The 22,031-nt window shown below is 68.3% G+C and carries 22 protein-coding genes and 1 tRNA gene; 13 read left to right on the forward strand and 10 right to left on the reverse strand.

Features of this window, described 5'->3' with window-relative positions:
- Positions 1–6 precede the first annotated feature (6 nt).
- The 3 genes from fdxH to fdhE are packed head-to-tail and all read left to right on the forward strand — an operon-like array spanning position 7 to position 2,515.
- Positions 7–921, forward strand: a complete 915-nt coding sequence (gene fdxH / locus FHW85_RS03920) for a formate dehydrogenase subunit beta (protein ID WP_168647417.1) — start codon at positions 7–9, stop codon at positions 919–921.
- On the forward strand, positions 918–1,589 hold the full coding sequence (locus FHW85_RS03925; RefSeq protein ID WP_168647418.1) for a formate dehydrogenase subunit gamma: 672 nt from the start codon (positions 918–920) through the stop codon (positions 1,587–1,589). Before fdxH ends, FHW85_RS03925 begins: the two co-directional genes overlap by 4 nt.
- Complete coding sequence (gene fdhE, locus FHW85_RS03930) at positions 1,586–2,515, forward strand: formate dehydrogenase accessory protein FdhE (protein ID WP_343203666.1); 930 nt, start codon at positions 1,586–1,588, stop codon at positions 2,513–2,515. Before FHW85_RS03925 ends, fdhE begins: the two co-directional genes overlap by 4 nt.
- Here fdhE and FHW85_RS03935 read toward each other — a convergent pair.
- Complete coding sequence (locus tag FHW85_RS03935) at positions 2,512–3,567, reverse strand: permease (protein ID WP_168647420.1); 1,056 nt, start codon at positions 3,565–3,567, stop codon at positions 2,512–2,514. The genes fdhE and FHW85_RS03935 overlap by 4 nt on opposite strands.
- Before the next feature lie 501 nt (positions 3,568–4,068).
- Here FHW85_RS03935 and selA point away from each other — a divergent pair.
- From selA to FHW85_RS03950, 3 genes are all read left to right on the forward strand, one after another.
- Positions 4,069–5,493 (forward strand): L-seryl-tRNA(Sec) selenium transferase, encoded by a 1,425-nt coding sequence (gene selA / locus FHW85_RS03940; RefSeq protein ID WP_168647421.1) that lies wholly within the window; start codon positions 4,069–4,071, stop codon positions 5,491–5,493.
- A complete protein-coding gene (gene selB, locus FHW85_RS03945; protein ID WP_168647422.1) occupies positions 5,490–7,478 on the forward strand; it encodes a selenocysteine-specific translation elongation factor in 1,989 nt (662 codons plus the stop codon). Before selA ends, selB begins: the two co-directional genes overlap by 4 nt.
- A tRNA-Sec gene (locus tag FHW85_RS03950) sits at positions 7,431–7,527 on the forward strand. The genes selB and FHW85_RS03950 overlap by 48 nt, the downstream gene beginning before the upstream one ends.
- Positions 7,528–7,628: 101 nt before the next feature.
- On the opposite strand, the gene selD is transcribed toward FHW85_RS03950, so the two are convergent.
- The gene (gene selD / locus FHW85_RS03955) at positions 7,629–8,669 is read right to left on the reverse strand and encodes a selenide, water dikinase SelD (protein WP_168647423.1); all 1,041 of its coding nucleotides are present in this window, start codon (positions 8,667–8,669) and stop codon (positions 7,629–7,631) included.
- Between the two features lie 125 nt (positions 8,670–8,794).
- On the opposite strand from selD, the gene FHW85_RS03960 reads away from it, so the two are divergent.
- The 3 genes from FHW85_RS03960 to FHW85_RS03970 all read left to right on the forward strand — a co-directional run bounded on the left by FHW85_RS03960 (position 8,795) and on the right by FHW85_RS03970 (position 11,117).
- Positions 8,795–9,625, forward strand: coding sequence for an endonuclease/exonuclease/phosphatase family protein (locus FHW85_RS03960; RefSeq protein WP_168647424.1), 831 nt, complete (start codon positions 8,795–8,797; stop codon positions 9,623–9,625).
- An 87-nt stretch (positions 9,626–9,712) separates the two neighbouring features.
- Positions 9,713–10,567, forward strand: coding sequence for a methyltransferase domain-containing protein (locus FHW85_RS03965; RefSeq protein WP_168647425.1), 855 nt, complete (start codon positions 9,713–9,715; stop codon positions 10,565–10,567).
- Positions 10,568–10,649: 82 nt separating this feature from the next.
- Positions 10,650–11,117: an H-NS histone family protein gene (locus FHW85_RS03970; RefSeq protein ID WP_168647426.1), complete on the forward strand. Its 468-nt coding sequence runs from the start codon at positions 10,650–10,652 to the stop codon at positions 11,115–11,117.
- Positions 11,118–11,359: 242 nt separating this feature from the next.
- Here the strand turns inward: FHW85_RS03970 and FHW85_RS03975 are convergent, their stop codons facing one another.
- Together FHW85_RS03975 and FHW85_RS03980 are read right to left on the reverse strand one after the other, a co-directional pair.
- Entirely contained in the window at positions 11,360–11,671 is a 312-nt protein-coding gene (locus FHW85_RS03975; protein ID WP_167257272.1) for a hypothetical protein, read from the reverse strand.
- Between the two features lie 425 nt (positions 11,672–12,096).
- Positions 12,097–12,369 carry a hypothetical protein gene (locus tag FHW85_RS03980; protein WP_167257225.1) on the reverse strand — a complete coding sequence of 91 codons (273 nt, stop codon included), beginning with the start codon at positions 12,367–12,369 and terminating at the stop codon, positions 12,097–12,099.
- Between the two features lie 338 nt (positions 12,370–12,707).
- Between FHW85_RS03980 and FHW85_RS03985 the strand changes: the two genes are divergently transcribed.
- Positions 12,708–13,925: an SGNH/GDSL hydrolase family protein gene (locus FHW85_RS03985; RefSeq protein ID WP_168647427.1), complete on the forward strand. Its 1,218-nt coding sequence runs from the start codon at positions 12,708–12,710 to the stop codon at positions 13,923–13,925.
- 147 nt (positions 13,926–14,072) lie between these two features.
- Positions 14,073–14,639: a dihydrofolate reductase family protein gene (locus FHW85_RS03990; RefSeq protein WP_168647428.1), complete on the forward strand. Its 567-nt coding sequence runs from the start codon at positions 14,073–14,075 to the stop codon at positions 14,637–14,639.
- Between the two features lie 80 nt (positions 14,640–14,719).
- Here FHW85_RS03990 and FHW85_RS03995 read toward each other — a convergent pair whose 3' ends face one another.
- From FHW85_RS03995 to FHW85_RS04020, 6 genes are all read right to left on the reverse strand, one after another.
- On the reverse strand, positions 14,720–15,055 hold the full coding sequence (locus tag FHW85_RS03995; protein WP_167257269.1) for a hypothetical protein: 336 nt from the start codon (positions 15,053–15,055) through the stop codon (positions 14,720–14,722).
- Positions 15,056–15,147: 92 nt separating this feature from the next.
- Positions 15,148–15,969, reverse strand: a complete 822-nt coding sequence (locus tag FHW85_RS04000; RefSeq protein ID WP_168647429.1) for a heme ABC transporter ATP-binding protein — start codon at positions 15,967–15,969, stop codon at positions 15,148–15,150.
- Positions 15,966–17,024 (reverse strand): iron ABC transporter permease, encoded by a 1,059-nt coding sequence (locus tag FHW85_RS04005; protein ID WP_343203667.1) that lies wholly within the window; start codon positions 17,022–17,024, stop codon positions 15,966–15,968. Before FHW85_RS04005 ends, FHW85_RS04000 begins: the two co-directional genes overlap by 4 nt.
- On the reverse strand, positions 17,021–17,869 hold the full coding sequence (locus FHW85_RS04010) for an ABC transporter substrate-binding protein (protein WP_168647430.1): 849 nt from the start codon (positions 17,867–17,869) through the stop codon (positions 17,021–17,023). The genes FHW85_RS04005 and FHW85_RS04010 overlap by 4 nt, the downstream gene beginning before the upstream one ends.
- Positions 17,862–18,947, reverse strand: coding sequence for a ChuX/HutX family heme-like substrate-binding protein (locus FHW85_RS04015; RefSeq protein ID WP_167257266.1), 1,086 nt, complete (start codon positions 18,945–18,947; stop codon positions 17,862–17,864). The genes FHW85_RS04010 and FHW85_RS04015 overlap by 8 nt, the downstream gene beginning before the upstream one ends.
- Positions 18,948–18,961: 14 nt before the next feature.
- Entirely contained in the window at positions 18,962–21,253 is a 2,292-nt protein-coding gene (locus tag FHW85_RS04020) for a TonB-dependent hemoglobin/transferrin/lactoferrin family receptor (RefSeq protein ID WP_168647431.1), read from the reverse strand.
- A gap of 163 nt (positions 21,254–21,416) precedes the next feature.
- On the opposite strand from FHW85_RS04020, the gene FHW85_RS04025 reads away from it, so the two are divergent.
- Positions 21,417–21,686: a hypothetical protein gene (locus tag FHW85_RS04025; RefSeq protein WP_168647432.1), complete on the forward strand. Its 270-nt coding sequence runs from the start codon at positions 21,417–21,419 to the stop codon at positions 21,684–21,686.
- A gap of 73 nt (positions 21,687–21,759) precedes the next feature.
- On the forward strand, positions 21,760–22,026 hold the full coding sequence (locus tag FHW85_RS04030) for a hypothetical protein (protein WP_167257263.1): 267 nt from the start codon (positions 21,760–21,762) through the stop codon (positions 22,024–22,026).
- The last annotated feature ends 5 nt before the right edge of the window (positions 22,027–22,031 follow it).

Genomic DNA, 22,031 nt, shown 5'->3' on the forward strand with positions numbered 1-22,031 from the left:
CCAGTCATGTCAGAACTGCAATCGCAAGACTACGTCCGCATCTCCGCCACCACCATGACGCCGCCGATGGCGCGCAGCCATGAGGACCAGGTCGCCAAGCTGATCGACGTCAGCCGCTGCATCGGCTGCAAGGCCTGCCAGTCCGCCTGCATGGAATGGAACGACCTGCGCCCGGAGATCGGCCACTTCGAAGGCTCGTACGAAAACCCGGCGGACCTGGGCCCCAGCGTATGGACGCTGATGAAGTTCGCCGAGCACGAGAACGAACAGGGCAACCTCGAGTGGCTGATCCGCAAGGACGGCTGCATGCATTGCGAAGACCCGGGCTGCCTGAAGGCCTGCCCTGCCCCGGGTGCGATCGTGCAGTACGCCAACGGCATCGTGGATTTCATCAGCGACAAGTGCATCGGCTGCGGCTATTGCGTGAAGGGTTGCCCGTTCAACATCCCGCGCATCAGCAAGCAGGATCACAAGTCGTACAAGTGCACGCTGTGCTCGGACCGCGTGTCGGTCGGGCTGGAACCGGCCTGCGTCAAGGCCTGCCCCACCGGGGCCATCATGTTCGGCGCCAAGACCGACATGCAGCAGCAGGCGCAGCTGCGCATCGTCGAGCTGAAGACGCGCGGCTTCGAGAACGCCGGCCTGTACGACCCGCAGGAAGTCGGCGGCACTCATGTGATGTACGTGCTGCATCATGCGGACAAGCCTTCGCTGTATTCGGGCCTGCCCGACAAGCCGCGCATCAGCGCCACCGTCGACCTGTGGAAGGGCTTTATCAAGCCGCTGGGCCTGGCCGGCATCGCGCTCGCCGCGCTGGCCGGCTTCTTCCACTGGATCAGCGCCGGCCCCAACGAAGTCACCGAGGAAGACGAGGCCGAGGGCGAGCGCGTGCTGCGCGAAGGCGAGGAGAAGCTGTCATGAGCCGCCCGAAGAACGCCATCGTGCGCTACACCCTGGCCAACCGCGTCAATCACTGGATCACCGCGATCTGCTTCGTGCTGCTGGTGCTGTCGGGCCTGTCGATGTTCCATCCGATGCTGTTCTTCTTGTCCGGCCTGTTCGGCGGCGGGCAATGGACGCGGGCGGTGCATCCGTGGATCGGCGTGGTATTGCTGGTGAGCTATCTGGGCCTGATCGTGCAGTTCTGGCGCGAGAACCTGCTGAACCGGGACGATGCCGCGTGGATGAAGTCGATCGACGCGGTGATCGTCAACGACGAGGAGCACACGCCGCCGGTCGGCCGCAACAATGCCGGCCAGAAGCTGGTGTTCTGGTCGATGACCTTGCTGATTCCGGTACTGTTTTTCAGCGGGCTGACCCTGTGGGAAGTGTACTTCGGCAGCGCCACCTCGATTCCGGTGCAGCGCGCGGCGGCGCTGATCCATAGCCTGGCGGCATTGGCCGCAATCATCATCTGGATCGTGCATGTCTATGCGGCGATCTGGGTGCGCCATTCGGTGCGCGCGATGACCCAGGGCTATGTCACGCCAGGCTGGGCGTGGCGGCACCACCGCAAATGGCTGCTGGAACTGGCGCAGCACGGCAAGCAAGACGGCGCGATCGTCAGCACCAGGAAACCACGCACGTGAGACAGGCCGAAGCGCCGCCCAGCGGCAAATGGACCGGACCTTCGCATGCCGGCGTCAAGGCGCCGGACCCGATCCTGCTACCCGATCCTGCCCGGCGCTTCGCCGCCACCGCGCAACGGCTGGAACAATTATCGGCGGGACATCCGATGGAAGCGTGGCTGCGCTTCGTCGCCGTGCTGGCGCGTGCGCAGCACGAGGTGGCGACCACGCTGGCGCCTGCCGCCACGCTCGATCCACCCAGCGTCGCGCAATCGATCGAAGCACGCTTGCCGCCGCTGGCGGCCGACGGCCATCGCCGCGACGTGTCCTGGCGCGAAGGGTTGGCGCTGCTGCTCGACCGCATCGATCGCAACAGCTTGCCCCCTCCGGCGCTGGCTGTCGTCGATGCCTTGCTGGGCTGCGAAGCCGCGATGCAGGAGCGCCTGGCCGACCAGTTCCTGCGCGGCGGCCTGTCCACCGCCGATGCCGGCGCGGCGATCTATGTCGCCGCCGCGTTGCAGGTCTACTTCACCTGCTCCGCCGCGCGCCTGAAAGCCGATGAGCTGCGACTGCTGGAAGAACGCGGACTGTGCCCCTGCTGCGGTTCGCCGCCGGTCGCCGGCATGGTCGCCGCCAGCGGCAGTACGCCGGGGACGCGCTATCTGTACTGCTCGCTGTGCTCCACGGCATGGAACCACGTGCGCGCCGTCTGCATCACCTGCAGCGGCACGCGGCATCTCGCCCTGCAAGCTATCGAGGGCGATCCCGGCGTGGTGAAGGCCGAGACCTGCGGCGAATGCCAGACCTACGCCAAGCTGCTCTATCAGATTCACGACATGAAGGCGGACCCGTACGCGGACGATCTCGCTTCGATCGGCCTCGACATCCTGGTCGCCGAAGCGGGTTTCTCGCGGCACGCGCCGAATCCCCTGCTGCTGGTCGCCTAGCGCAAGGCCAGCCACGCGGCGACGGCGCCGCCGAGCAGGCCGCAGCCAACCACCGCGGCGGCTACCGCCAGCAACACCCGCCATGGAAACGAGCGCGCCAGCATCGCCAATGACGGCAGGCTCACCGGCGGCAAGGTCAACAGCAAGGCCGCCGCCGGCCCGCTGCCCATGCCCAGCGCCAGCATCGCCTGCACGATGGGCACTTCGCCGGCGGTCGGAATCACGAACAGCATGCCGGCCAGCGCCATCGCGGCGATCCAGTACCACTGGTCGCCGATGGCCGGTCCGATCACGGGAAACATCCAGGCGCGGAACGCGCCCAGCAGCAGCACGATCACCAGGTATTCCGGCAGCAGGCGCAGCGCCATGCGTCCGAAGATCGCGGCCCAGCGCTTGCCGACTTCCGCGAGCGAATGCGGCTCGGGCTCGACGGTTGGCAAATCGGCGGGCGATGACTCATTCGCGGGTGCCGTCATCCGGCCGGCCAGATAGCCCAGGCCGAACACCAGCGGCACGCCGAAGCACAGGCGGAACACGGTCCAATGCCAACCGAGCACGAAGCCGGTGAACACCAGGGTCGCCGGATTGAGCACGGTATTGCCGAGCCAGAACGCCAGCGCCGGCCCCGCCGCGGCCTGGTGCCCGCGCATGCCCACCACCACCGGCGCCGCGCAGCAGGTGCACATCATCCCGGGCAACGCGAGCAGGCCGCCGGCCACCACGCCACCCATACTGCTGCTGCCCAGCACGCGCCGCACCCAGCTCGCCGGCAGCAGGGCCTGGATGCCCGAACCCAGCAGCAGGCCCAGCAGCATCGCCTGCCAGATCGCCTTGCCATAGGCCAGCGCATAGCCGATGGCCGCCTGCCACGACGGCGACGGCGCGCTCGCCGCATCGCCCATCAGGATCGAATGGCCGATCGCATGCCCGGCCGCGGCGACGAAGGCGCGGTCGTAGTACGGATGCCACTTCACGTAGAACAGGCCGGCGACGGCCAGCAACAGGAACACGCACAGGCGCGCAGCACGCGCAGCCGGCAAGGCGGTGGACATCGCTATCCCAACCCATGGCTTGGATGTAGCGGCCCTACAGGGCACGAAGCTGCCGACCGGTGCCGCAGGATGCAGGCGCTGCGGCGGGGGCAAGACATGCGCAAAAGGAGATCTCCTGCGCGCTGCGCAGAATGCTATGGATCTCGCGACTGCGTAAAGCCCCTCTCCCCCTGGGAGAGGGGTTGGGGTGAGGGTACGGGCGGAGCGCAAGAATGATGTGCACCGCTCCGCCCGGACCCTCATCCGGCTGCCGCCACCTTCTCTCCCACGGGGACTACCTTCGGGTCGCCGAAGGGAGAAGGGTTCCAACTTGAAGATTTGAGGAATACCGGAGCGCTGAACCCCTCTCCCATCGGGAGAGGGGTTCCACCTTCACTCACGCCTTGACCCTGCCCCGATCCGCGACGCAGCATAGGTCCCGCTGCGCGGCCTGAACTGTCACGCCAGCTTCGCCAGCGCGCGCTGTAATCGGATACCCGGCAATGCCCATGGACAAGCAATGTGACCGGCCCTGAGGCCACTTCCCTGCGCCACCTCCCCGCGGTTGCCACGGTATTGGCCACCCGCGAGGCCCTAGTCCTGGTCGAGCGCCATGGCCGCGTGGCCACCACGGACGCCATCCGCGCCGCGATCGATGAAGCACGCGACATCATGCGCGCCACGTCTTCGAGCGCACCCGGCGCCGACGAACTGGCGCAACGCGCCGCGGCGCGGCTGGATGCGCAACGGCCCAGCCTGCGCCCGCTGTTCAATCTCACCGGCACCGTGCTGCACACCAACCTCGGCCGCGCGCTGCTGGCCGAAGCCGCCATCGAAGCCGCCACCGCGGCGATGCGCCATGCGGTGGCGCTGGAATACGACCTGGACGAAGGCGAACGCGGCGAACGCGACGACCACATACGCGGCCTGCTGCGCGAACTGACCGGTGCCGAAGACGCCACCGTGGTCAACAACAACGCCGCCGCCGTGCTGCTGTGCCTCAACACCTTTGCGCTGGGCCGCGATGCGGTGGTCTCGCGCGGCGAGCTGATCGAGATCGGCGGCGCCTTCCGCCTGCCCGAGATCATGGCGCGCGCCGGCGCGCGCATGATCGAAGTGGGCACCACCAACCGCACCCATCCCGCCGACTACCGCGAAGCGCTCGGCGAACGCACCGGCCTGGTGCTCAAGGTGCATACCTCCAACTACCGCATCCAGGGCTTCACCGCGGAAGTGGGCGCGCGCGAACTGGCGGGCATCGCCGATGCCGCGGGCGTGCCGCTATTGAACGACCTGGGCTCCGGCATGCTGGTCGACCTGGCGCGCTACGGCCTGGCCAAGGAGCCGACCGTGCGCGAAGCGGTGGCCGAGGGCGCGCGGCTGGTCACCTTCTCCGGCGACAAGTTACTGGGCGGCCCACAGGCCGGCTTTATCGTCGGCGACCGCGCACTGATCGAACGCATCAACCGCAACCCGCTCAAGCGCGCGCTGCGCGTGGACAAGCTGCGCCTCGCGGCGATCGAAGCCACGCTCAAGCTCTATCGCGATCCGGACCGCCTGGCCGAACGCCTGCCGACCTTGCGCTTTCTTGCACGCACGCAAGCGGCGATCGCAGCCCAGGCGCATCGATTGCAACCGGCGGTTGCCGAACGGCTCGGCAACCGCTTCGACGTGGCGGTGGGCGATTGCCTCAGCCAGGTCGGCTCCGGCGCACTGCCCCTGGATACGCTGGCCAGCGCCGCACTGCTGATCCGTCCGCACGGCAGCCAGGCCGTGCTGGAACGCCTGTCCGCCGCCATGCGCGCCTTGCCGCAGCCGGTGCTCGGCCGCATTGCCGACGGCGCGCTGCGCCTGGATCTGCGCTGCCTGGCCGAGGCGGACGAAGCGGACCTGCTGGCCAGCCTGGCCTGGCTCGATCTCGACGGACTCCACGCGGGCACTCCATGATCGTCGGTACCGCGGGCCATATCGATCACGGCAAAACCTCGCTGATCAAGGCCCTGACCGGCGTCGACGGCGACCGCCTGAAGGAAGAAAAAGCCCGCGGCATCACCATCGACCTCGGCTTCGCCTACCTGCCGCTGGGCGACGCCGGCACGCTCGGTTTCGTCGACGTGCCCGGCCACGAGCGCTTCGTGCACACGATGGTGGCCGGCGCCAGCGGCATCGATATCGCCCTGCTGGTGGTGGCGGTCGACGATGGCGTGATGCCGCAGACGCTGGAACATCTGGCGATCCTGGACCTGCTGCAGATCCGCCGCGGCGTGATCGCGCTGACCAAGGTCGACCTGGCGCCACCGGGAAGGCTGGCCGAAGTAGGCGCGCAGATCCGCGCCGCCACCGCGGGCACGGCGCTCGGCGATGCCGACATGTTCCCGGTTTCTTCCGCCACGGGCCTTGGCATCGACGCGCTGCGCGAGCGCCTGGCCACCGAAGCGCGGACGCTGGGCGAACGCGCCGCCGATGGCCGCTTCCGCCTGGCAGTCGACCGCGTATTCACCCTGCCCGGCATCGGCCTGACGGTGACCGGCACGGTGCTGTCCGGCACGGTGCGCGTGAAAGACCAGGTGCTGCTCAGCCCTTCCGGCTTAAGCGCGCGCGTGCGCTCGCTGCACGCACAGAACCGTGCGGTGGAACTTGGGCGCGCCGGCGACCGCTGCGCGCTCAACCTCAGCGGCGAGGACATCGCCAAGGATGCGATCCGCCGCGGCGACATGGTGGTCGATCCGTTCCTGCATGCGCCGGTCGAACGCATCGACGCGCGCCTGCGCCTGCTGCCCGGCGAACCGAAGCCGATGAGCCAGTGGTTTCCCGCGCGCCTGCACCACGGCGCCAGCGAGGTGGGCGTGCGCGTGGTGCTGGTCGAAGGCGAGCAGCTGGCGCCCGGGGAGGCGGCCGACGTGCAACTGGTGCTGAGCCGTCCGATCGCCGCCGCCGCGCTGGACCGCTTCGTGCTGCGCGACGTCTCCGCACAGCGCACCATCGGCGGCGGCCAGTTCCTGGACCTGCGCGGTCCGCCGCGCCAGCGCCGCACCGCCGAGCGCCAGGCGCAGCGCGCAGCGCTGCTGATGAGCGATCCGCTGCAGGCGTTCGCGGCACTGCTCGATGCGCCGCCGTTCGCCTGGGACCTGGCGGCATTCGCAAGAGATCGCGCCTTATCTGCTGCCCGCGCGGACGATATTGCCGCCGCGCTGGCGCCCGTCATCTTCGCCGATGGCGCCGAACGCATCGCCATCGGCCAAGTGCATTGGCAACATTTCGTGGCGCGGCTGCTCGAGTTTCTCGGGGCCTTCCATACGGCCAATCCGGACCTGCAAGGCATCGGCCGCGAACGCCTGCGCCTGGCCCTGCAGCCGCGCCTGCCGGCGTCCGCCTTCGCGCAGGCGCTGCAGCATCCGGATCTGGCCGGGCGCATCGTCCGCGACGGCGCCTTCGTGCGCCTGCCCGGCCATACCCTGCGGCTGAGCCCCGAACGCGAAGCGCTGTGGCAGGCCATCGCCCCGCTGCTGGATGGCGAGGCCCGCTTCCGCCCGCCGCGGGTGCGCGACCTGGCCTGGGCGCTGGGGCGGCAGGAGCCTGAAGTGCGGCAGCTGCTGCGCTTCGCCGCGCGGCTGGGCCGGGTCGACGAGGTGGCGCACGATCATTTCTTCCTGCGCGCGACCATGCACGAGATGGCCCTGATCGCCGCCGCGCTCGCAGCCGAAGGCACGGACGGCCGCTTTACCGCCGCGCAGTTCCGCGACCGGCTGGACAATGGTCGTAAAGTGGCGATCCAGATCCTAGAATTCTTCGACCGGCAAGGCGTGACGCTCAATCGCGGCACCTTGCGCCGGGTGCAGGCGCGGTATCTGGACCTGTTCGCGCCGGCGGCAAACGCAGCGCATGGAAGAGAATCGTCTCCGGTGGGGCGTCCGGACTTCAAATCCGGGTGAGGCAGATCAGACTGTCTCGGGTGGGTTCGACTCCCACTCTCTTCCGCCAACGTCGTTCGGCGTGGCGGTATCGCCAGCGTTGAATTGGCTCGTCATCCCGGCGCAGGCCGGGATGACGAGCATGGGACGACGGCGCACATACCAGCTGCCTCAAACCACGTCGATACCAGGCAGCCCTTTTTCCACTGTTCCGATGATGCTCGCCCGCGGATATCCCGCCGCCTCGATCGTTGCGCGTATTTCCTCGGCCCTGCCGGCCTTGCAAGCCACCAGCAAACCACCGGAAGTCTGTGGATCGGTCAGCAGCGCACGCCACCATTCCGGTACATCGGCAGGCAGCACCACACCGTCGCCATAGCTGCTCCAGTTGCGTTTCGATGCACCCGTTACGTAACCCGCTTCGGCCAGGGCTTCCGCGCGCGCGAACAGCGGCAGGCTTGCCAGCTCGATGCGGATCCGCGCACCGCTGCCGCGCGCCATCTCCAGCGCATGCCCGAGCAGGCCGAAGCCGGTGACATCGGTGAGCGCGTGCACGTCCTCGTCCTGCGCCAGCTCGTGGCCCACGCGGTTGAGCAAGGTGGTGGAAGCGAGCATCTCGTCATACGAATCCATCGGCAGCATCTGCTTCTTGAATGCCGCCGAATAAATGCCGACGCCGATGCCCTTGGTGAGAATCAGCGCATCGCCTGGCCGTGCCCCCGCGTTGCGGCGCACCTGCGCCGGCGTGCACAGGCCGATCGCCGCCAGGCCATAGATCGGCTCGGCCGAATCGATGGAATGGCCACCCGCCACCGGGATGCCGGCCTGCGCGCAGATCGACTCGCCGCCGGCGAGAATGGCGCGCACCGTGTCCACCTCCAGCTTGCCCAGCGGCATGCCCAGAATGGCCAGGGCCATGATCGGCTTGCCGCCCATGGCGTACACGTCGGACAGCGCATTGGCCGCGGCGATGCGGCCGAAATCGTAAGGGTCGTCCACCACCGGCATGAAGAAATCGGTGGTGGCGATCACGCAGGTGCGTTCGTCCACCTGCCATACCGCCGCGTCGTCGCTGGATTCGGTGCCCACCAGCAGTTGCGCGAACGGCTGCAGCGCAGGCTTGCCGGCCAGCAATTCCTGCAGCACCGCGGGCGCCAGCTTGCAGCCGCAACCGCCACCGTGGGCCAGATCGGTCAAACGTTCAGAGGCCATGCCGCATCCCTTGAAGAGCCGCTGGCCCGAGGCCGGGCCGCGGCCAGCATAACGGAACGATTACCCACTTTCCGTCACACGGCGGGGCTATAGTCGGACGTCCATTCCGCCAAGCGCTTACGTCCATGCCGAACTTTTCCCGCCTCGCCTTCGCCCTGGCCCTCGCCGCCTCCGCCCTGTCCGCCTCCGCGGCGGAGCTGAAAGTGATGAGCTTCAATGTCCGCACCCTCGCCGCCCAGGACGGACCCAATGCCTGGGACAAGCGCCGCGAACTGTTCGCCGAAACCATACGCCAGGTGCATCCGGACGTGATCGGCACGCAGGAACTGTTCAAGCAGCAGGGCGACGACACCGTGCAGCGCCTGCCGGAATACACCTGGTTCGGCCGCGACCGCTTCGGCAAGCATGCCGAGGAGCACATGGGCATCTTCTATCGCAAGGATCGGCTGAAGCTGGTGAAGTCCGGCGACTTCTGGCTGTCGGATACGCCCGACAAGGTGGCCAGCATCACCTGGGGCAATGTCTTTCCGCGCATGGTCAACTGGGCGCTGTTCGAGCGCCTGGACGACCACAAGCGCTTCTATCTGCTCGACACCCATTTCCCCTACCGCGACCAGGACGAGGACGCCCGCACCAAGGGCGCGCGCGAAATGGCCGCCTGGATCGCCAAGCTGCCGGCCGACGTACCGGTGATCGTCACCGGCGACTTCAATACCGAGCCGAGCAGCGAAGCGCACAAGGTGCTGACCGCGGAACTGAAAGACGCCTGGGACACCGCGCCCAAGCGCGAAGGCCCGGCCAAGACCTTCCACGACTTCACCGGCCAGCCGACCGTGCAGATCGACTGGATCCTCTATCGCGGCGTGAAGGCCGACGCGGTACGCGTGCTGACCACCTCGAAGGACGGACGCTATCCGTCGGACCATTTCCCGATCGCGGCCGATTTCACCTTGTAAGCCGCGCATCGCAACCATTCGCCGCCGCGGGGCGACTCAGTAGTGATCCAGGGCATCCGGCCCTGGCGAGCGACCGTCGCCCCGCCCATGAACGCACCGCAGCTTCGTCCCGCCGCCGGCCCGGGCCTCCTGGGCGATACCGTCGCCCGCGATTACTCGCACAAGCTACGGCTGTTCAATGCCTACGCCGAACCGGAACTGCGCCAGGCCATCGCCGCCCTGGACCTGCAGCCGGGCATGCGCGTACTGGATGCAGGCTGCGGCACCGGCGAAGCGCTGGGCTGGCTGGCCGCCAGGGTTGGCCATGCGGGCATGGTGGTGGGACTGGACCTGGCCTCGGCGCATACCTCGGCGGCGCGCACCTGTGCGCCGCGCGATGCCTGGATCATGCAGGCCAACCTGCTGATGGCGCCGCTGGCGCGCGAGACCTTCGACCTGGTGTGGTCGGTCAATACGGTCAACCACCTGCGCGATCCCGAACAGGGCGTACGCGCCCTCGCCGCCCTGCTGCGCCCGGGCGGCCGCATCGCGCTGGGCCAGAGTTCGCTGCTGCCGGACATGTATTTCGCCTGGGACTCGCGCCTGGAGCGCGTAACCAACGAAGCCGTGCGCCAGTACTACCGCGACCGCTACGGCCTGCACGAGCGCGATCTCGCCGCGGTGCGCTCGCTGGTCGGACTGCTGCGCCGCAGCGGCCTGCGCAACGTGGCCGTGCGCACCTGCCTGATCGAGCGGGTGGCGCCGGTGAGCGCGGCGGACGAGGCGTATCTGGTCGAAGCGATCTTTCGCGGCAGCTGGGGTGAGCGGCTGCGGCCTTATCTGTCGGATGGGGATTACGCCGCCCTGGTGCGGCTGTGCGACCCCGAACATCCGGACTTCGCCCTGCGCCGTCCGGATTTCCATTTCCTGCAGAGCTTCACCCTCGCCGTCGGCGCGATCTGATCGACAGAATCGGCGGCGGCGCCCCATGCCGCCCGCAGGCCATGTGTTAAGGTCGGCCGCCTAACGGGTACAGGACATTTATATGGCTATCAATCTGAAGTTGCTTTCCGCCGACCAGCTGGCAACCCTGATCTCCAATGCCCGCTCGCAACTGGAACAGTCGCGCAGCCAGCAGATCGGCGAAGTGCGCGGCAAGATCGAAGCGCTGCTGAAGTCCTCCGGCCTGACCCTGGCCGAGGTGTTTCCGCGCCAGGTCGGCAAGGGCAAGGCCAAGGGCACGGTGGCGGCCAAGTACCGCAACCCGGAAGACCCGAGCCAGACCTGGTCGGGCCGCGGCAAGCGCCCGCTGTGGCTGGTGGCCCAGCTGAAGAAGCGCGGCGTCACGCTGGACAGCCTGCTGATCGACGGCACGGCCGCACCGGCCCGCAAGAACGTCGCCGCCAAGCGGGTGGCCAAGAAGGCCGCCGGCAAGAAGACCGGCAAGCGCGCACCGGCGCGTGCCGCGAAGAAGGCCACGAAGAAGACCGTGCGCCGCGCCCGCAAGGGCTGAGATCCTGCCGCATGGCGTGGCGCTTGCCGCGCCGTGCACTGCCGCTCGATGGCTTTCCCTGCTGATTCGGCATGAATCCCCCTTCGACCGGACGGCGCCCCCGCACCGCACCCGATCTCAGCGCACGAGATCACCGGTTTCCGTGACATAACCCGCAGTGGCCGCAGCCACGCAGGTTCCGTAACGCAAAGTGCCCCGCAAAGGCGGGGCACTGGATGCTGCATCGAAGCCGCCGGTGGCGCTTACTGGTGCACCTGCACCGGATTGCAGCTGGGCGAGCTCAGCGTCGGCGGCGAGGCCAGCAGGCCCGGGGTCTGCACCGACGAGCAGTTGAACACGCGACCCTTGGTGGTGGTGGCGGTATAGGTCAGCTGCTGGGCGCCGAGCTTGTCCGGCTCGCCCGCCTTGACGTTGGAGATGGTCAGCTCGTCCGACGAGGCCAGGCCGATCATCTTCGCCGTCTCGGTCTGCAGCGGCACGATCGCCTCATTGACGCTCATGGTGGAGCAGCCGGCCAGCGCCAGCATGGACAACAGGCTCAAAGTCTTCCTCATGATTCCCTTTCCTTTTCCATGGTCGGTGTGGTCCCGCCGCCGTCGCGGACAAACGGAGGAACGCCAGAAGCGCGCGGGGTGGATGGTCTTGCCGGTATCCCCTGAGCAGCGTGGAATCTCCCTTTCGACGCCGTAGCGCTTCGCGGCAAGATCCCTTTTCCGCCGACCGAGACACCGGCAATGCGACCGATCCGACAGGGTGTTCCTGGATCGGACGCATGACCGGCGCGCCTCGCCGCCGAGGATAGCACGCAGGTATTTGCGTACCAGACGCGGATCTCGGCCAGCGGAAATCCGTCACGTAATGCGCCCGTACCGGCAATGCAGGGCAGTGGCGCACGCACCGGCACGGAGCACCATCGGCGCATCGGTCACGTCACGCAAAGCCGATGACGCGGCACCGTCACGCTCGCCGCGGCAACACCCTAGGTATCGAGAGCGTCTTCCTCGCGCCGGCTTGCCGTCGCCGCGACCAGCGACTCCAGCTCGTAGCGAGCCATCCCCGTATCGCCCTGCTCCAGATAACCGAGCGCCTTCTGCAGGCGCTCGCGCAGCACCTGTGCCTGCGCTTCGCGGCGGGCACGGAAACGCGCCTGGCGCTGGGCACCGGTGAGCGGACTTTCCTTGCGCGGACGACCGCGGCTGCGCTTGAACGCCAAGGGCAGCTGCAGGGTGCCGGGATCGCGTGCGTCGACCATGTTCGTGCTCCTGGTGAGATGGCGGGTATTTTAAGTTACGTAACTATAAATAGCAAGCGAAAATCCATCATTTCTGGAAGAAATTTCCAGATAAATAAGTTCTTTAAGAAATTTTCTTAGAGTGATTTGTCTTGCCGTGGCGCGATCTTTTGCCCAGCCGAGGGCGCCGGGCAGACGTCACGTAACGTCGCCTCGCATCGCCAGGAAAAAGGAGCACCCACCCTTCAGGCCGCGCGCATCGGGCCGGCCCGTCTGATTTTGCAAACGCCGGTCGCGGATACCGTAAGCGCGACTTTGTTATACAAACTCCCCCGATCACCCCAGGCAAAGGATCCGGCATGCACCGTCACCTCCTGCAGTTTTTCCTGGCCGGCGCACTGTGCGCCCTGCTCGCCCCGGCCCTCGCCGCCCCCGCAAAAGACGCGCATTGGGTGGCCGCCTGGAGTGCATCCATGGATTCGCCGGGGCCGCGGCTGTCGGACCAGACCGTGCGGCAGATCGCCCGCGTCAGCATCGGCGGCAGCGCGGTGCGCGTGCGGCTATCCAATCTCTATGGCGACGGGCCGGTGACGCTGGGGCCGGTGCATGTCGCCGTGCGCGCCGAGGGTTCTTCGACCGTGGCCGGTTCCGATCGCGAACTTCGCTTCGGCGGCAAATCCACCGTCACCATTGCAAAGGGCGGCAGCGCCCTGAGCGACGCCGTGACGATGGAAGTGAAGCCGCTGCAGGAACTGGCGGTAAGCCTCTATGTTCCCGCCGGCGCCGCGCCGGGCCCGTCGACGTTACATAACGCCGGCCTCGCCACCGCGTATCTGACCGAGCACGGCGACGCCACCGCAGCCACCTCATACCCCGGCACCGAAGTGCACGGCAGCCGCTTCTTTCTCAGCGACATCCAGGTCGCCGGCCCTGCAGAACGCCACGCCGTAGTGGCCTTCGGCGACTCCATCACCGACGGCGTCGGCGGCCAGCAGAACACCTACGAGCGCTGGCCCGACCAGCTCGCCGCACGCCTGCGCGCCGACCCGGCGCTGGCCACGGTGGCGGTGGCGAATGCCGGCATCGGCGGCAATCGTGTCTTGAACGACAACTTCGGCCCCAGCGCGCAGAAGCGCTTCGACCGCGACGCGCTGGACCAGCCCGGCGTGCGCTGGATCGTGCTGCTGGAGGGCATCAACGACATCGGCGGCTCCGGCCAGCCGGCCACGCCGAAGGACGACGTCTCCGCCGAGCAGATCATCGAAGGCATGAAGGCATTGATCGCCCGCGCGCACGCCAGGGGCGTGAAGATCTACGGCGCCACGCTCACCCCGTTCGGCGGCGCGGGCTGGCCGTATCACTCGTCACGTAACGAGCAGAAACGGCAGGCGGTGAATGCGTGGATCCGCAGCGGCGGCGCCTTCGATGGCGTGGCGGATTTCGACCAGGCCACCCAGGACCCGGCCCACCCGGACCGCATGCTGCCGGCCTACGACAGCGGCGATCACCTGCATCCGAACGGGGCGGGGTTCGAGGCGATGGCGAAGGCGGTCGACCTGAAGTGGTTTGCGCACTGATCTGACATCCATCCGATAGCCACCTCTCCATCAAACGTCATCCCGGCGCTGGCCGGGATGACGTAGCGGGCCCTGGTCGATTTCCGGAAACTCCATTCGTCGTTCCCGTACAAGCCGGATGCACCGGCCCGACCTGGAGACCCGATCATGCGACGCCTTATCCTGAAAATGTCCATCTCGCTCGACGGCTTCGTCGCCGGCCCCAACGGCGAAGGCGACTGGATGGTGCCCAGCCGCGACGAAGGCGGCCGCGAGTGGGTCGGGGAGACGCTCGCGCAGGCCGGCCTGCATCTGATGGGGCGCAAGTCGTTTTTCAGCATGGCCGGTTATTGGCCGACCGCCGGCGACGCTCTCGCCGTGCACATGAACGAGATTCCCAAGGCGGTCTTTACCCGGCAGGACGCGCTGGATGTGAGCTCGGCCGGCTCGGGCAACTGGCCACAGGCCGAAGTGATCCGCGGCGACCTGGTGGCCGAGGTCAACCGGCTCAAGCAGCAGCCGGGCAAATACATCCTGGCCCAGGGCGGCGTCGAATTCGCGCAGCACCTGGCGGCGGCCGGGCTGATCGACGAATACCGGCTGGTGGTGCACCCGGTGGCACTGGGCTCGGGCCAGGCGCTGTTCGCCCGGTTACCCAAGCCGCTGCATCTGCAGCTGCGCTCGTCGACGGTGTTCCGCTCCGGCGCCATGGCCCAGGTTTTCCGGCCCGCCTGATGCCGCTCAGCCGGGCGGCGCGAGCTTCCCGGCGGCCGCTTCCAGCGCAAGGCACAGCTCCGCGGCGGCCTGGGTGGTGCTCAAGCCGGATGCTGTTTCCCGCACCCCATGCAACGCCGGTAGCGCCCCCAGCGCCCTTCGCCCACGCCGCCGAGCAGGCAGCCGCAGACATAGCAGACCGCGCCGCGCCCGCGCCGCCAGCGCAGCAGCCGCCCGGCCTGCACCGCATACAAGGCCACGCTCGCCGCGCCGCCGGCGACGATCAGATACGAAGGAAGATCCAGCGCCGACACGCCATGCGCCACGCGCGGAAGGCCGAGCAGGCTTTCCGTGCCCCATGCGAACAGTGCGCCGCACAGGGCCGGCAACAGGCAGGGCGCCATCAGGCGCAGGCACATCCGGTCGACGTACGACATGGCGGGCTTTCCGGGGACGAGTCGGAAAGCGTCGCCCAGGCACATCTCAGGGATTGAGACCGGCCGGCCGGGCGGCCCGGCCAGGCGGTCGGCTAGACGGCATGAATCAGCGGCCGCCCCTCGCCATCGCGCGCGCAGGCGAGGGCCACGCCATAGATCTTCGACAACACCTGCGCATCCAGCACCTGATCGCGGCCGCCATGGCGCACCAGCCGCCCCTGCGCCAGCAGGGCGACATCGTCGGCGTAGCGCGCGGCAAGATTGAGCTCGTGCAGCACGGCGATCACGCCGAAGCCCTGCCCCGCCAGCTGCCGCGCGTGTCCAAGCAATTCGTGCTGGTGGGCGATATCCAGCCCGGCCTCCGGCTCGTCCAGCAACAGCCAGCCCGGCGCCTCGCGGCAATCCCAGATCTGCGCCAGCACGCGCGCCAGCTGCACGCGCTGCTGCTCGCCGCCGGACAGCTCCAGGTAATTGCGCTGGCGCAGCTCCCAGGTACCGGTGGCCCGCAACACCGCCTCGACGATGCGGCGATCGGATGCCTGCGGCGACGCGGCGCCATGCGGACTGCGCCCCAGCATCGCCACTTCCTCCGCGCGAAAACCGAAACCCAGCTGCACGCGCTGCGACAGCATGGCGCGCCGCCGGGCCAGTTCCGGTGCCGGCCAGCGCGCCAGCGACACGCCATCGAGCATGGCCATGCCCAGCGAAGGCCGCAGCAGGCCGGCCAGCACGCCGAGCAGACTGCTCTTGCCGGCGCCATTGGGACCGATCAGCGCCAGCACACGCCCCGGTTGCGCACGCAGGTTGACCGCTTGCAGCACGCGGCGCGAGCCATAGTGCAGATGCACGTCGCGCGCTTCGAGCACGCGTTCGTCCGCGCCGGATACGGCGCGCCAATCCACCGCGAGGTTCATCCCGCCTCTCCCGTGCGCAGCCGCGACAGCAGCCATAAGAAGAACGGCCCGCCCAGCAGCGCGGTGATCACGCCCACCGGCAATTCCGCTGGCGCCACCGCGACACGCGCCACTGCATCCGCGCCAATCATCAGACCGGCCCCGGCCAGCGCCGAACCCGGCAGCAGCAGGCGATGGTCCGGCCCCCACACCAGCCGCAGCAGATGCGGCACCAGCAGGCCGACGAAGCCGATCACGCCGCACATCGCCACCGCCGCACCCGTCGCCAAGGCCACTACCGTCACCAGCCGGCGGCGCAGCTTTCGCGGTTCGAAACCGAGCAGGCTGGCCTCGCGCTCGCCGAGCAGCAGCGCGTTCAGTGCGCGCGCCTGGGTCGGCAACCACAGCAGCGGCAGCAGCAGCAGCGGCGCCACCGCGCCGAGCCGCGCCCAGCTGGTGCCGCCGAGGCTGCCCAGGGTCCAGAAAGTGAGATCGCGCAGCTGGTGCTCGTTCGCCAGATAAGTAAGCACACCCACCCCAGCCATCGCGATCGCATTGATCGCCACGCCGGCGAGCAGCAAGGTGGCGACGCCGGGGCGGCGGCTGCCGAACCGATAGACCAGGAAGGTCGCCAGCAAGCCGCCACCGAACGCGGCACCCGCGATGGCGAACGAACCGAGCAAGGGCGACAGCACCGCGGTCACCGCACCGCCGAGCACGATCATCCCGATCGCACCCAGCGCCGCGCCAGCCGACACGCCCACCAGTCCCGGTTCCACCAGCGGATTGCGGAACAGGCCCTGCATGGTGGCGCCGCTGCACGCCAGGGCCGCGCCGACCAGGCTGGCCATCAGCACGCGTGGCAGGCGCAGCGTCAGCACCACCGCGTCCTGGCCCTGCATCGGCAGGCCATCCAGCCAGCGCAGCAAGGCGCCGAGCACTTGCGTGGCCGACAACGGCATCGCGCCGACCGCCATGCCGCCGATTGCCGCAACCGCCAGCAGCGCCGCCAGTCCGCCCAGCGCCCAGGCGCGAGCGCTCAGGGCATGGCGGCGAGGCAAGGCAATGCTGTTCACGGCTGCACGCCGGCGAAGACGCGCTGCAGCTCCAGTTCGTGTTCGGCGTTGCGCGGACCGAAACCGAGCAAGGCCTGGCCGTCGACGAAGACGATGCGGCGCGCCTTGCCCGCGGGCGTCAATGCCACGCCGGGGAGTTGCAATACGCCACTCACGCCGCCCACCTCATCCGCGCGCTCGCGCATCAGCAGGATCACGTCCGGCGCCAGAGCGACGAGCGCTTCGGCGGAGACCGGCTTGTAGCCGGTGAAGCCGTCCGCGATCTGCGTGCCGCCGGCCAGCACGATGGCGCTGGCGGCGGCGGTCTCGCGGCCGCCGGCCTTGGGACTGCCTTCGGTGGCCATCAGGAACAGCACGCGCGGGTGGCTTTTCATGCCGGCGACGGCTTTCGACAGTTCGGCGTATTGCGTTTCGATCCGGTGCGCGATGGCATCGGCTGCCGCCTCGCGCCCCAGCGCGCGGCCGATCTCCCGTACTTTCGCCACCACGCCTTCGGGCGTGCGCGTGGCCGGCATCAGCTCGATGCGCACGCCCGCCTCGCGCAACTGCGCCATCACCGGCGGCGGACCTGCATCGTGCGTGGCGAGAATCAGGTTCGGCCGCAAGGCCAGCACGCCCTCGGCAGCCAGTTGCCGCACATAGCCCACGTTCGGCAGCTCGCGCGCCGCCGCCGGCCACAGGCTGGTGCTGTCGACGCCGACCAGGCTCTGTTGCGCGTCCAGCGCATACACGGTTTCGGTGATGTCGCCACCGAGTGCAACCACGCGCGGCGCGTCAGCAGCCGCCACCTGCGCGCACAACGCGAGCGCCACCGCGCCCAACCAGCAACGGCTGCGCTCAAACATGCGGCACCTCCGCATCGGCCAGGCCTTCGGCCAGTTCGCGCCAGGCCGCCAGTTCCGGCGTACCGGGTTTGCGCTTGCCAAAGAACTGCACGATCTGGCCACCGCCGCCGTCGTACAGCTCCAGCGAAGTGACCTGCCCTTCCGGGCTGGGCTTGCGCACCATCCAGCTCTCGGCGATGCGGTCCTCGCGCAGATGCAGGTTGAAATCCTCGTCCAGCACGTTGAGCCAGGGTCCGACGGTTTTGATGTTACGTACCGGACCGGTGTGGATCTGCACGACACCGGGCGAACCGACAAACACCATGACCGGCAGGCCGCTGGCCGCGGCACTGTCCAGCACCGTGCGCACCGCGCCGCCATCGACGCGCCGCGCGAATTCGGCGCCGGCCAGGCGCAAGGCCTGGGTGCGCGTCACCTCGTGCTTCTTCAGCAGCGCGAAGAAATCGTGCGGATCGCGCATGCGGCGCCATTGTTCGCGCAGCGAGGCGACGTCCACCGCCTCGTCGTCGCGGCGCAGCGGCAGCGGGTCTTCCACCGCCGCCAGCTCCAGCAAGGGCGACTGCACCGGCGCCGCGAAACGCGCCACCAGGCCGGACCAGGCATCCTGCAGGCTCTGTTCGGTGAGATACACCTTGTGCACCGCGCGCCCGTCGCCATCGAAGAACTGCAGGCTGCGCAGCCAGCGCCCGCGCGATTCCTCGCGCACCGCAAAGCCGAATACCCAGTGGCGCAGGAACAGGCGCAGGTCGATAGCCTCATCCAGCACCACGCCCATGCTGCCGCCGATCTCGATGTTGGCGAACGCGCCCTTCTTCTCGTGCACGCAATGCTCGTTGCGGGTCAGCACCATCACCGGGCCCAGTTCCGGCAAGGCGCGTATCAGTCCGGCCCACGGACCTTGCAGGCGGGTAACGCCGTCGCCGCAGCGGCTGGCGACCAGCTCGGCCTCGCTCACGCCCAGCCGTTCGGCCAGGTCGCGGGCGCGCAGTTGCGGCTGTTCCTCGCGCAGGCGGCGCCAGGCCTCGAGCAGTTCCGGCAGCGAGGGCGCGGCGGAAGCGGAAGTGATTTCGTTCAACATGTGCGGCACTCCTTTCAGAACGCGATGCGCGCGGCCACGCTGAAGCTGCGGCCGGGCATGGAGAGGCGGTCGGCCGGGATGCCGCCGGTGCCGGCGTCGTTGATCCCGTTGCCGGTGACGAGGTTGCCGAGCGCGCCGGTGTTCAAGCCGCCCCAGCCCCAGTACTTGCGGTCGGCCAGGTTGCTGATGCCGGCATACAACTCGACGTTGGCGAGCGGCGAGTAATGCGCGTACAGATCCAGCGTGGCGTAGCCGCCGGGGCGGAAGGCGCCGGGATCGCTCAGCCGGCTGTGCCGGCGCACGCCGGTGCCGATCAGTTCCGCGCCCCACCGGTTGGCGTCGTAGGCGATGCCCACCACCAGCTTGGCCGGATCCACCGTATTGAGCGGGCGGTAGCCGCTCGCACCGGGTTCGATCAGGCGCCCGCTGGCCACCGCCGCGCTGCCGCGCACGGACCAGCCCTGCAAGGCTTCGTTGAAATAAGCCAGCCGCAGCGCGCCGCTGGCTTCGGCACCCTTGATATAGGCCTTGCGCGCATTCACCGCCTGATAGAACAGGTTCATGCCGGGGTTGACCTGCACCCAGTCCGGCACCTGGCTGGCCTTGAGCTGGTAGCCCGACCAGATGAAATCGCGATAGCGGTTGTAGTAAGCGGCGACGTTGAACCAGCCCGCCTCGCCCTTGCCGCGCAGGCCCAGCTCCAGCCCGCGGCTGGTCTCGGCCTTGAGCTTTTCGTTCGGCAGGAAGGCGATATTGAAGCCGGGGAACGGCTGCTCGTTCCAGGCGCCGGCGATCTCGCTGTACAGCGGTGGGCGAAAGCCCTGCGCGTAGTTGGCATACGCACTGAGCACGCCGTTGAAATGCCACAGCACGCCCAGCTTGGGCGAGGCGTGGGTCTTGCTGTAGTCCTGCCGCACGTAGCCGGGGTTGTAGGCGGCGTAGAGCGCGTCGTCCTGCGGCTTGTACGAGTAGCGGTCCACGCGCACGGCCGGCGTGAGTTCCAGCCTGCCGCCGAGCAGGCCGATCTCGTCCTGCGCGAAGGCGGAGTAGCGATCGGTTTCGCTGTCCGGAATCAGATGCAAGGGATAGTTGCCCGGCATGAACGGCTTGCCGCTGCCGCTCGCGCCGGTGCGCTTGTTGACGCCATAGCCGCCGGCGTACGACTGCGCATCGGTGCGCGACAGCTCCACGCCATAGCTGATCGCCTGCGTGACCGGCCCGCCCTCGCCCAGCTGCTTCACCGCCACCAGCTTGCCGCCGAACACCTTCTCCTGCAGCGGCAGGCTCTGGTAGTAGCGCGTGAGCGTGGCGGTTTCGGTCTGCGTGCTGGTGCGGGTGCGGCTCTTCTGCCAATACACGTTCCAGTCCAGCGTGTCGGCCAGCGCGCTGCCCAGTTGCGGAAACCATTGGCCGGCGTTGGCGCGCACGCGCATGTTCTCGTCCTGCGAGCGGTAATAGCCGGCGGCCGGCGTCACGTTCGAGAGCGAATTGGTGCGCGTGCGCGTCTGCGAGCCATCCACGCCGATGCGGTCGGCGCGGCCGCTGTCGGCGGTGTGCACGTATTTGCCGAGGAAACTGTCCAGGCTGTAGCTGCGCGGATCCGGCCGCGTGCGCGCGGCGCCGGTACCGCCGGCCTCGCCCTGGTTGGCAAGCTCGCTGCCCTCGCGGTGGTTGCCGACAAACAGGATGCCGTTGCGCTTGTCGCCACCGGCCAAGGTCACCGTGGAGGTGAGGCTGCGGTCGCTGCTGTCGTACAGCTCTTTCAGCGAGACATAGGTATCGCGCCCGTCGCGCAGATAGTCCGCCGGATCCTTGGTGCGCAGGCTGACCACGCCGCCCAAGGCGTCGGAGGGATACAGCACCGAGGCCGGGCCGCGCACGATCTCCACGGATTTGAGCTGATCCAGGTCGACGAAGTTGCGTCCCGCGCGGAAACTGCCGCCGGCCACGTCGGCGCCGAACGACGCCGGCATCGACACACCGTCGATCTCGATGCGCGTGCGGTTGCCGGACAGGCCGCGGATATTGAAGCTGTCCAGCCCGAAGCGGCCGCCGCTGCCGATCACCGACACGCCGGGCTCGTAGCGCACCAGGTCGCGGATGGACACATTCAGATGCCGGTCCATCTGCGCGCGGTCGATGGTCGACACCGTGCCGGGCACATTGAGCTGGATCGACGGCGCCAGCGCGGTGACCTGCACGCGCGGCAGATCGGTGGCGTCGGCGGGCGCGGCCGACTCGGCGGCCACGGCGGGAACAGCAAGCAGCGCGCCGATCACGGCGGCCAATGGGGCGATGCGAAGCATGGGCGAACCAGTCCTTTGCCTGAGCGTGGAATCACGCGGCGGGCTGGCAAAGGAAACGGAACTGCGGTCCCTGAGGCTGGCGGCCGATCGATGGAAAGCGGCGGGGCGCTGAGGCCGCCGCCAACAAATGAGAATCTATCTCATTTGGAAAACGGATGTCCAGATGAGCCCGCTGGAGCGCGGCGAGTGGGGCCGCCGTGGCTGCAATCTGCCGCCCAACGTCACCTGGAACGAGACAAATGCCATGCCGTTTTCCGCTGACCAGGCATCCGATAAGCCACGAATGCCGGCCCATGGAGGATGCGCATCTCCATACAAACGCGTTTCGACGCAGCCATCAGGCCACTGCAGTTACCCGGAAGAGCGAAATTCACACCGCAACCACATCGCTGAATTTGCCGAGCCAGAAAAACGTGATGCAACTCACACGTGATCTGCGCATCTGGCCCAGCCCCTGCTTACCTGCCATCGAGGCCAGAAGCCTCGGCTTTGCAGGGGAAATCAATATGGAACAGATCGTCGAATGCCTGATCGCCGGAGGTCCGCAGCATGGACTGGTGCGCCGGCAACTGTGGGATCCGGACTACCCGGTAGCGCCGGTGCTGGCCTCCGCCGACGGCGAACTCTGCACCGCCGCGGCACGCCGCCCCGCCGGCCCGTGCAGCAACCGCTATCTGCTGCTGCATCCGCGCGCGACCGGCTCGGAAATCCTGTCCATGATGGCGGTGCTCGCCGGGCAGGCCGACAGCGCCTATATCTGCATCAAGCACTGAGCCGG

Source organism: Dyella sp. SG609 (assembly GCF_012275375.1).
In the GTDB taxonomy this organism is placed as follows: domain Bacteria; phylum Pseudomonadota; class Gammaproteobacteria; order Xanthomonadales; family Rhodanobacteraceae; genus Dyella_D; species Dyella_D marensis.